Below are 10,691 nucleotides of genomic sequence, written 5' to 3'. Positions count from 1 at the left end.
AAGGTCCACTGGACCTTTTTATTTAGATTTGATATAGTTGATACCGTCTGCTTTAGGAGCGACTGCTTTACCAAAGAAAGCAGACAGAGCAATAACAGTAATCAAATATGGTGCAATTTGAAGATAAACCGTTGGAATATCTTTCAATCCTGGTAATTGTCCACCCACTACTGCCAAACTTTGCGAAAGACCGAAGAATAGACTGGCGAGCATAGCGCCAATTGGATTCCACTTACCGAAAATTACAGCTGCTAGAGCGATGAAACCTGAACCTACGATTGTTGTTGCAGAGAAGTTGATATTCACTGATTGAGCACTTACAGCTCCACCAACACCACCAAGGAAACCAGCAATCAACACACCTGCATAACGCATAGCGTAGACATTGATTCCCAAAGTATCCGCTGCCTGCGGATGTTCACCTACTGAACGAAGGCGCAAACCGAACTTGGTTTTATAAAGGATGAACCAAGCAAGAAATGCTGTTGCAATAGCTACATAACCCATCAAGCTTGTATTTTTGAAGAAAATTTCACCAATGATTGGAATATCTGCCAAGATAGGGAATGAAAATTTACCAAATGATTCAGTAATACTATCAGTTTGACCCTTATTATAGATAACCTTGACTAGGAAAACTCCCAATGCTGGAGCCAAAAGGTTCAACACCGTACCTGATACAACGTGGTCTGCACGGAAATTAATCGTCGCCATCGCATGAATAGCTGCAAAGACAACACCAGCAAGACCTCCTACAATAACAGCTAATAATGGAGTAGCATTACCAAATGTCCCTGCAAATTCGATATTGAAAACAACACCAGCAAAGGCACCGATAACCATGATTCCTTCTAGACCAACGTTTACAATACCACCGCGTTCAGAGAAAACTCCTCCAAGACTGGTAAAGATTAAGGGTGCTGAATAAATCAACATTTGCGAAATGAGTAAGGCAAGAATTGAAACATTCATCTTATTTCGCTCCTTTCGCTTTATTTCTAGATTTTAATAATTGTTCAAAAATAAATTTCACACCGATAAAGAAAATGATTGATGCCGTAACAACGTTGATCAATTCAGGTGGAATCTGTGCACGTACCATACCTGGGGCACCGACAGAAAGAACACCGAATAGAAAGGCAGCCAATGGAATACCTAACGGTGAATTAGAAGCTAAAAGCGCTACTGACATACCATTAAAACCAATATCCAAGTTACCGCTTTGGATATAAACGTTTTGGAAAGTACCCAAACCTTGGATAGCTCCCCCAAGACCCGCAAGAGCACCTGAAATAACCATAGATAGAATAATCGTACGTTTCGCAGACATACCCGCATAATCCGATGCTGTTGGGTTAAGCCCCACTGAGCGAATCTCAAAACCAAGAGTCGTTTTGGTCAATAGGAACCAAATCACAAAAACTGCAATAATGGCAAAGAAAATACCAATATTCATACGTGAGTTATCTGTCAATGCACGGAGCCACTCTGTTTGGTAAGAGGCATTTGCTGACACGTTAACTGTCGAGTCTGTATTCTTCATCAAACTATCTGCAAATACATCACGAATGATATAGTTACATGAATAGAGTAAGATGTAGTTCATCATAATCGTAACGATAACTTCACTTGTTCCCAAATAGGCACGTAGAATACCTGGAATAGCTCCAGCAATACCGCCTGCCAACATGGCAATTAAGACTGTTCCCAAAATCAAAACTGGACGTGGTAAGTCAGGATTTGCCAAGGCAAACCATCCAGCAAAAACCCAACCAACATAGGCCTGACCAGATAAACCAACGTTGAAGAAACCTGCACGACTAGCTACTGCGAAACCGAGAGCAGTGAAAACAAGTGGTGCCATTGCACGGAAAATTTCACCAATTGATTTGATATTACCAAAAGCTGAATAGAATAACTCTTCATAGCCCCAAATTGGATCGTAGCCAAAAACAAGCATGACAATCGCTCCAAGTAGGATACCGCTGACCACAGCCATTAAGGGAAGGGCCAAATTCTTATATTTATTAAGCATGTTCTTCTCCCTTCTCAATATGTCCACCTGCCATCAAGACACCTAACTCTTGTTTATTGGTCTTAGCAGGTTCAACAATACCATGGATGACACCATCATGGATAACAGCAATTCTATCTGATACATCCAAAATTTCATCCAATTCGAAGCTGACAACAAGAACAGCCTTACCCTTATCACGTTCTGCAATGAGACGTTTACGAATATACTCAATAGCACCAACGTCCAAACCGCGTGTTGGTTGGCTAACAATGAAAAGGTCTGGGTTGCGATCGATTTCACGCGCGATGATAGCTTTTTGCTGGTTACCGCCTGAAAGAGCCTTGATTGGGACGAGTTCACTCGCCCCACGAACGTCAAATTCTTCCATTAACGCGCGTGCTTTTTCATTAATGATATTATAGTTCAAGATACCATTTTTTGAAATCGGTTCTTTATAGTAAGTTTGAAGCGCAAAGTTCTCAGCAACAGTCATCGGAAGAACGAGTCCATCGCGATGACGATCTTCGGGAACGTGGCTTACTTGCATTTCTGTAATTTTACGTGGAGTTTTACCAACTACTTCCTCACCTTTGATAGTGATTGAGCCAGATTTTACCTTACGTAAACCAGTGATTGCCTGAATCAACTCACTTTGACCGTTTCCGTCGATACCGGCAATACCAACAACCTCACCTGCTCGAACATCAAGCGATAAGCCCTTAACTGCTGGAATACCACGGTTTTCATTGACAACCAAATCCTTAATTGACAAAATGACTTCTTTAGGACTCGCTTCAACTTTCTCTGTTTTAAAGGAAACGGAACGTCCAACCATCCACTCAGCCAAATCTTGGTTTGTTGCTCCTTCAACGGCAACTGTTTCGATTGATTTACCTCGACGAATAACTGTTACACTATCGGCAACTGCACGAATTTCATCCAATTTGTGCGTAATCAAAATAATAGATTTACCTTCTTCAACCAAGGCTTTCATAATTTTCAAGAGCTCTGCAATTTCCGCAGGGGTCAATACAGCTGTCGGCTCATCAAAAATTAAAAGGTCTGCTCCACGGTAAAGTGTTTTAAGGATTTCTACACGTTGTTGTGCACCCACAGAAATATCTGCAACCTTTGCAGTTGGATCAACTTCAAGACCATATTTAGCAGAAAGTTCTTTAATTTCTGCGATAGCTTTTTTAAGGTCAATCACGCCACCTTTGGTGGTTTCAGAACCAAGAATGATGTTCTCAGCAACTGTGAAAGCATCAACCAACATAAAATGTTGGTGCACCATACCAATCCCCAATTGGGCTGCTTTGGATGGAGAGTCAATCTTCACGGATTGACCGTTGATAACAATTTCACCGCTTGTAGGTTCCAACAAGCCAGCAAGCATGTTCATCAGAGTAGATTTACCCGCACCATTCTCACCAAGAAGGGCATGGATTTCACCACGTCTGACATTCAAATTGATGTGGTCATTTGCTACAAATTCACCAAATATCTTAGTGATATTGCGCATTTCAATGACATAATCCTTAGTCATAATCTATTATCCTTTCTGACTATAGCCTTCTGAAAATTCTTCAGTACCACTTTAGTACCTTAAAATTCTTCATCAACTATACCATTTTTGTCAGTAAAACCTACCATAGCTGATAGGCTTTACTGAGAAAAATCTCAGCCCGAAAACGGCGACCCCGTCGGGTCGCCGAATCGGAATTGTCGAAAAGAAATTCATTAAGGTTTTTCAGGAACTTCTACTTTGCCATCCAAGATAGCTTGCTTAGCATCTGCAACTGCTTTAGAAGCATCTTCTGAAAGGTTAGTTTCTGCCAATTCAACACCTTTATCTTTCAATGAGAATCGAAGTACTTGACCACCAGGGAATTCACCTGCGACAGCTTTAGTTGCAATATCTTTAACTGAAGTACCAACTTGTTTCAAAGTTGAAGCCAATACAAAGTTAGAAGACTTACCATCTTTAGAAGTATATTCACCTTCTGCTGATTGGTCACGGTCAACACCGATTACCCAAACTTTATCTGCTTCATTACGAGTTTCATTTTCTGCTTTAGCAGCAGCAAATACACCGTTACCAGTACCACCAGAAGCGTGGAAGATAACATCTGCACCTGCAGCATATTGAGCAGCTGCAAGAGTTTGACCTTTAGCAGCATCACCAAATGAACCAGCATAGTCAACTGTAATCTTGATGTCTTTGTTTACAGACTTAGCACCCGCAACGAAACCAGCTTCAAAGCGATCGATGATAACACCTTCCATACCACCGATGAAACCTACGTGGTTTGTCTTAGTTGACTTAGCTGCAGCAACACCAGCAAGATATGATGCTTCATGGTCTGCGAAACCTACGCTGACTACGTTGTCTTGATCTGGAACAACACTATCCACGATTACATAGTGTGTGTCAGGATTATTTGGTGCAACCTCAGCAATCGCACTCTCCAAGGCAAAACCAATACCGAACACAAGATTGTAACCACCAGCAACAGCTGAATCAAGGTTTGTGATATAATCTGATTCACTAGCTGATTGGAAGTAATCGTAGCCATTACCTTTAGAAAGACCAGCTGCATTACCCCATTCTTGAAGACCTTCCCATGCAGATTGGTTGAATGAACGGTCATCAACACCACCAATGTCAGTAACGATAGCAGCTTTCACAGATGTGTCCGCTGATGAAGATGCTTCTGAGCTACTGCTTTTTGAAGCACGGTTACCACATGCAGCCAAAGATACAGCCGCAACAGCTGCTAGACCAAGTCCAACAAGTTTCTTGTTCATTTCTGAACCCTCCTAAAAATCTTTTTGCAACTATATTGTTGCAGAGTAATATTGCTACAGTCAAATGACTGTCATACAGACTAGGTTAAGTCTGTAAAGGAATATGGAAGTAATTCCCCGACTGTCATCTCGACTGTCGATTTATCTTTAGCGACCAAGGTCACTTTTAAATCCTTATCAAAAAATTCTGCCATAACTTGGCGACAAGCTCCACAAGGAGATATTGGCTTTTCTGTTTCGCCATAAATAATGATCTCAGAAAAATCTTTCACACCTTCAGAAATGGCCTTGAAAATAGCTGTCCTTTCAGCGCAATTGGTCAAACCAAAGCTTGCATTTTCAATGTTTACACCCGTAAATATTTCCCCTGTCTTAGCTACAAGAACTGCACTAACTGGAAATTTTGAGTACGGTACGTATGCTTTTTGACTGTTTTTTACAGCCAATTCAATTAAATCAATAGTCTCCATCCGCCTGTGCTCCATTCATGATTGCCACGCCTGATGACGCACCAATACGAGACGCTCCTGCTTCGATAAAGGCAATGGCATCTTCATACGAACGTGCACCACCTGAAGCCTTCACTCCCATGTCAGGACCTACTGTTTTTCTCATTAAGGCAACATCCGCTACTGTAGCACCGCCTGTAGAAAATCCTGTAGAGGTTTTAACATAGTCCGCACCAGCTTCTTGAGATAATTGACAAGCTTTCACTTTCTCATCATCAGTAAGGAGGCATGCTTCGATGATAACTTTGACTAGTTTATCACCACTTGCTGCTACAACAGCTTTAATATCCTCCAAAACCAAATCGTAATTTCCAGTTTTCAGAGCACCGATATTGATAACCATGTCAATCTCATCTGCTCCATTTGAAATTGCATCTTTTGTTTCGAATGCTTTTACAGCAGGTGTGTTTGCTCCGAGAGGGAAACCAATAACCGTACAAACTTTTACATCACTATCTTTCAAGCTTTCAGCTGCTAAAGCAACCCAAGTTGGGTTAACACAGACACTTGCAAAATCATATTCTTTTGCTTCTGCCAAAATCTTTTCAACCTGCTCTTGTGTTGTCTCAGGTTTCAAGATTGTATGGTCAATATATTTATTCAATTTCATAGTTTTCTCCGTATATTAAGAAATAATCTCTATGATTTCTTTCGTTTTTACACTTTCTTTATCTATTTTAACATTTTTTTGGAAATTTGTAAGCATGTTTTCCGAAATATTTTCATTGGCATAAATCGTTGCGATTTGTTCACCCTTAGAAACAGCTTCCCCTACTTTCTTATGGAAGACAATACCTGTTTCATAATCTAAATCGTCTGTCTTGACTGCGCGACCTGCACCAAGTTTCATTGCAAAGAGACCGAATTCCAACGCAGGAAGCCCTACAAGGTATCCATCCTCCTCCGCAAGAACTGGAACTTGCTGTGTAACCTGAACTGGACGATATAAATCTTCTAAGTCACCACCTTGAGCAAGGACCATCTCTTCAAATTTCTTCAAAGCTGCACCATTGTCAATATGTTGGCGTACTTCTTCAATGCTTTTCTCAACATTTGCAAGCCCCAACATAATTTGGGCTAGTTCACAGATAAATTCGGTAACATCTTCTCGACCTTTACCCTGTAAAATTTCAATAGCTTCTAAAATTTCCAAACGATTTCCAATCGAAGTTCCAACTGGTTGAGACATGTCAGTCAAAACAGCAACTGTCTTACGCCCAACCGCCTTGCCAAGATCCACCATGGTTTGAGCTAGAACCCGTGCTTCTTCAACGGTCTTCATGAAGGCACCTTCTCCCACTGTTACATCTAGAAGAATCGCATCCGCACCTGCGGCAATTTTCTTAGACATTACCGAGCTTGCAATCAGTGGAATAATGTCAACGGTTGCTGTCACATCTCGAAGGGCATAGAGCAATTTATCAGCTTTGACAAGATTGTCTGACTGTCCGATAACTGCAACACCAGTATCTTGAACTTGCTTGATGAAATCTTCTTGACTAACTTCAATCTGGTATCCTTTGATTGACTCTAACTTATCCAAGGTTCCGCCAGTATGACCAAGTCCACGACCGCTCATCTTTGCAACTGGAATATCAAAACTTGCTACCAATGGCGCTAAGATGAGTGTGACCTTATCTCCGACACCACCTGTAGAATGCTTATCTACTTTGATGCCTGGAATTGCAGACAAATCAATCTGTTCACCCGTTGCAACCATAGACATTGTCAAATCAGAAATCTCACGTGTTGACATCCCTTTGAAATAAATCGCCATCGCCAAGGCTGACATTTGATAATCCGGTACTGTCCCAGCTACATATCCATCAATCAACCATTTGATTTCTTCAGACGATAGTTCTAAGCCATCACGCTTTTTTTGAATTAAATCAACTGCTCTCATTCTCTCACACTTTCAAGGATGTAGTAACCCTTGTCTTTCTTTATTATCTGGCAGTTGCCGAACACCTCTTCCATCTTAGCCTTGGCACTCGGTGCACCTTGTTTCTTTTGAACGACAATGGTCAAGGTTCCGTTTGCCTCTAAGCGTTGAAAAGCGCCAGCAATTACTTCATGTACAACCGATTTTCCGGCCCGAATAGGTGGATTTGAAACAATATGATTGAATGTTTCGTCCACGTTTTCGTAGATATTGGATTGATAAATTTTAGCGGTAACACCATTCCTCTCAGCATTTTTTGTAGCTAAATCCAAAGCTCTGCTATTAATATCAATCAGTGTTGTCTTGGTGCTGAACACCTTAGCAAGTGTCAAACCAATTGGTCCATAACCACAACCAACATCCAACACCGATGCTCCTTTTTCAAAATGAAGGGTTTTTAAAAGCACTTGACTACCATAATCAACCATCTTCTTGCTAAAAACACCTGCATCTGTCATGAAAGACATTGGGGTGTCTAGTAAGTTTACGTGGATTTCATGAATATCATGTGCTACTGTAGGATTTTTTTCGTAATACATATTGGACATGTACTTATTATAACATTTCCTAAAAACGTTTTCAAGAGTTTTTCTTACATGAAAAATATGATAAAATGAAATCGATATTGAAACGCTTACCTATAGGAAGAATTATGTATGAAAAACGAATTTTTAAATTTTGAACAAATTGACCGAGCCACTTGGCAACAACTACACCGTAAGACTACCATTCCACTTAGTCAAAGCGAACTAAATTCTATTAAAAGTTTTAACGACCGCATTCAATTACATGAGGTTTCTGACATCTATCTTCCTTTGGTTAATCTTATCCATATCTATCGGAAAGCACGCAAAGACCTCAATTTTACGAAGAGTTTATTTCTACAAAAGACTATCAAGCCACAACCATTTATCATTGGTGTTTCTGGAAGTGTTGCTGTCGGCAAATCAACAACTAGTAGATTGTTGCAAATTCTTATTGCTCGGACTTTTAAACACGCCAAGGTTGAATTAGTGACAACAGATGGTTTTCTCCATCCAAATGCGGTCTTAGAAGAACGGCAACTGTTAAATAAAAAAGGTTTTCCTGAATCCTATGACATGGAGAAATTGATTGATTTCCTTGATAAGATAAAAAACGGCTACGACTGCCAAATTCCTGTCTATTCACATGAAATCTATGATATTGTCCCCAACAAAACTCAGGATATTAAGTCTCCAGATTTCTTGATTGTTGAAGGAATCAATGTATTTCAAAATCCACAAAACCAGCGCCTCTATGTCAGTGACTATTTTGACCTATCTATATACGTTGACGCTGATGTGGAGCATATTGAAACCTGGTACTTGGAGCGATTCCAAAAATTATTGACATTGGCAAAAAATGACCCTAACAACTATTACCATCGTTTTACCCAGATGACGTACCCTGAGATTCTATCTATTGCCCAGAATACTTGGAAAAATATTAATCTAGCTAACTTAGAAAAATTCATTGAACCAACCAGAAACCGTGCTGATATTATTCTTCATAAGGCCGAAAACCATGAGATTGATAAAATTTATCTAAAAAAATAAATTTCACTTGTCAAAAATACTCTTTTCAGATATAATGGTATAGTTAGTACAAGAAAGGGTGGAGGTGAAACCATTGGCAAACATTAAGTCAGCTATCAAACGCGCTGAATTGAACGTTAAACAAAACGAGAAAAACTCAGCACAAAAATCAGCTATGCGTACTGCAATCAAAGCATTTGAAGCTAACCCATCTGAAGAGCTTTTCCGTGCTGCTAGTTCAGCAATCGATAAAGCAGAAACTAAAGGTTTGATTCACAAAAACAAAGCAAGCCGCGATAAAGCACGTCTTGCATCAAAACTTGCTTAATTAAAAGAGAAACCTTTGGGTTTCCTTTTTTTTATTTTTCCCCTCGATGAGTAACATCCTTAACTCGTCAACCACAAAGCCCTCACTAAGATTATACACCTAGTGAGGGCTTTATGTTTGTTTTCATTATTCTGTGGGTGAGGGCGGAGCCACCATGGATGTCTTTCCCGCTCCCTATTTTTTATTATTAGGGAAGAACACGCTCCTAGAGATTCAAACTAATTCGTTAGAACCAATCTGCCAGTTCAAATGTATAGGTTTTGTCATTATAATAGTACTGATACTCTCCTACATCGCCCAAAGCCTGAAAAATAGCATTATTTTCAGTAGAGGCCAATGTAATCATTTGTTGCATTGCTTCTGCTGTTCCGAATTGCAAGACTACTTTATCCGTACCTTGTAGTCGCTGGTCAATGATGGACTGTAAAATTGCAGCTTCATCAAAGCTTGTGAAATAAACTCCCTTTTGAACATAGTAATTCAATGAATTATCTGTGCACTTTGGATAGGTCAATACTCTAGGTTCGTAATATTGTTCTTCTCCCCAGTAGTCGAGTAGGTCGCTATCAGCAATTCTACTTCTCTCTAATATTTCATCAGGGACACATAGATAATCGTATGAAATATCTGTATGCGCTTCTCCACTTATAGCTTGATCAAAAACTGGATCTCCCCAAGTCGTATCAACACCATAGTATTGTCCATTTATCTTGACTAGATTCCAAGCATGCCCAAACTCACCGTTTTGCCCATTTTTTGCAATCCCTGTAACATAGATACAATCAATGCCTGCTTTTTTACATAGATATTGGAAGGTGCGACTATAGCCAGCACAAACGGATTTCTTATCTAATAGCACACTGGTAATTCCTTGACTTCTCCACGTGACAGATTTGGTCTGCAGGGCTTCAAGGTCGTAATCCGTTTGCTTTATAATCACCTCGTAAAAATATTTAACCTTCTCATAGTCCGCCCCTTTTGGTGTCTGAGCAAGTATCTTATTCACTTCATCTTCTATTTTATTTTGTGTCGGAGATAAATCACTCGGATACACCGGCTCTTCTAAATCCAATATATCAATTCCACCAGCCATTGCTGCTTCATCTGTTAGCCAGTAAAATTCTGGATAATCATGGGCGACAGAAAAATATACGCGCGAATATATTTCATCATTAACAGAATCAATATCGATCACTTGCATCCGCTTGCTGAGTCCATTAACAAATTGGAGATAGACACGACGTTCCTTATCAGTATCCAATTGTTGGTAGTAGAAATTTCCTTGAACCTCTTCTTTTAATGCTGTTAATTCTGCTTCTAGTTGCTTTTTTTCTTTAGAAAATTCAATTTTAACTGCTTCCAAACGTTCACTCAGCTCTTGTCCTCCTCCTGAACAAGCAGAAAGGACTGTCGCCGATATTAATATGGTTAAAACGCCACGAGAAACTTTCCTCATATTTACCTCCATTCTTGTTTAAGTATAACATAATTAGGAGGCTTCTGACGAACTACACAAAAAAATTAGACTAGA

At 39.9% G+C, this 10,691-nt stretch carries 11 protein-coding genes; 2 read left to right on the top strand and 9 right to left on the bottom strand.

Features of this window, described 5'->3' with window-relative positions; genetic code table 11:
* Nucleotides 1-18: 18 nt before the first annotated feature.
* The 8 genes from F9856_RS05245 to F9856_RS05210 form a co-directional block, all read right to left on the bottom strand.
* Nucleotides 19-972: an ABC transporter permease gene (locus tag F9856_RS05245; RefSeq protein WP_012775589.1), complete on the bottom strand. Its 954-nt coding sequence runs from the start codon at nt 970-972 to the stop codon at nt 19-21.
* Between the two features lies 1 nt (nt 973).
* The gene (locus F9856_RS05240; RefSeq protein ID WP_024379615.1) at nt 974-2,035 is read right to left on the bottom strand and encodes an ABC transporter permease; all 1,062 of its coding nucleotides are present in this window, start codon (nt 2,033-2,035) and stop codon (nt 974-976) included.
* Nucleotides 2,028-3,563, bottom strand: a complete 1,536-nt coding sequence (locus F9856_RS05235) for an ABC transporter ATP-binding protein (protein WP_002935272.1) — start codon at nt 3,561-3,563, stop codon at nt 2,028-2,030. The genes F9856_RS05240 and F9856_RS05235 overlap by 8 nt, the downstream gene beginning before the upstream one ends.
* Nucleotides 3,564-3,757: 194 nt before the next feature.
* Nucleotides 3,758-4,825, bottom strand: a complete 1,068-nt coding sequence (locus F9856_RS05230; protein ID WP_192370165.1) for a BMP family lipoprotein — start codon at nt 4,823-4,825, stop codon at nt 3,758-3,760.
* Nucleotides 4,826-4,905: 80 nt separating this feature from the next.
* A complete protein-coding gene (locus F9856_RS05225; protein WP_002940839.1) occupies nt 4,906-5,295 on the bottom strand; it encodes a cytidine deaminase in 390 nt (129 codons plus the stop codon).
* Nucleotides 5,282-5,944 (bottom strand): deoxyribose-phosphate aldolase, encoded by a 663-nt coding sequence (gene deoC / locus F9856_RS05220; RefSeq protein ID WP_002935276.1) that lies wholly within the window; start codon nt 5,942-5,944, stop codon nt 5,282-5,284. The genes F9856_RS05225 and deoC overlap by 14 nt, the downstream gene beginning before the upstream one ends.
* 15 nt (nt 5,945-5,959) lie before the next feature.
* Nucleotides 5,960-7,237: a pyrimidine-nucleoside phosphorylase gene (locus F9856_RS05215; RefSeq protein ID WP_002940851.1), complete on the bottom strand. Its 1,278-nt coding sequence runs from the start codon at nt 7,235-7,237 to the stop codon at nt 5,960-5,962.
* Entirely contained in the window at nt 7,234-7,824 is a 591-nt protein-coding gene (locus F9856_RS05210) for a class I SAM-dependent methyltransferase (RefSeq protein WP_024377687.1), read from the bottom strand. The genes F9856_RS05215 and F9856_RS05210 overlap by 4 nt, the downstream gene beginning before the upstream one ends.
* Before the next feature lie 108 nt (nt 7,825-7,932).
* Between F9856_RS05210 and coaA the strand changes: the two genes are divergently transcribed.
* The gene (coaA, locus tag F9856_RS05205; protein WP_002940857.1) at nt 7,933-8,853 is read left to right on the top strand and encodes a type I pantothenate kinase; all 921 of its coding nucleotides are present in this window, start codon (nt 7,933-7,935) and stop codon (nt 8,851-8,853) included.
* 58 nt (nt 8,854-8,911) lie between these two features.
* Nucleotides 8,912-9,160 (top strand): 30S ribosomal protein S20, encoded by a 249-nt coding sequence (gene rpsT, locus F9856_RS05200; RefSeq protein WP_012027069.1) that lies wholly within the window; start codon nt 8,912-8,914, stop codon nt 9,158-9,160.
* Between the two features lie 226 nt (nt 9,161-9,386).
* Here rpsT and F9856_RS05195 read toward each other — a convergent pair whose 3' ends face one another.
* Nucleotides 9,387-10,616: a transglutaminase domain-containing protein gene (locus tag F9856_RS05195; protein ID WP_202105965.1), complete on the bottom strand. Its 1,230-nt coding sequence runs from the start codon at nt 10,614-10,616 to the stop codon at nt 9,387-9,389.
* Nucleotides 10,617-10,691: the final 75 nt, after the last annotated feature.

Origin of the sequence: Streptococcus suis, assembly GCF_016743335.1 — a bacterium.
In the GTDB taxonomy this organism is placed as follows: Bacteria; Bacillota; Bacilli; order Lactobacillales; family Streptococcaceae; genus Streptococcus; species Streptococcus suis_Y.
Note: the sequence above shows the minus strand (reverse complement) of the source record. Positions and strands in the feature narration are given on the sequence as shown.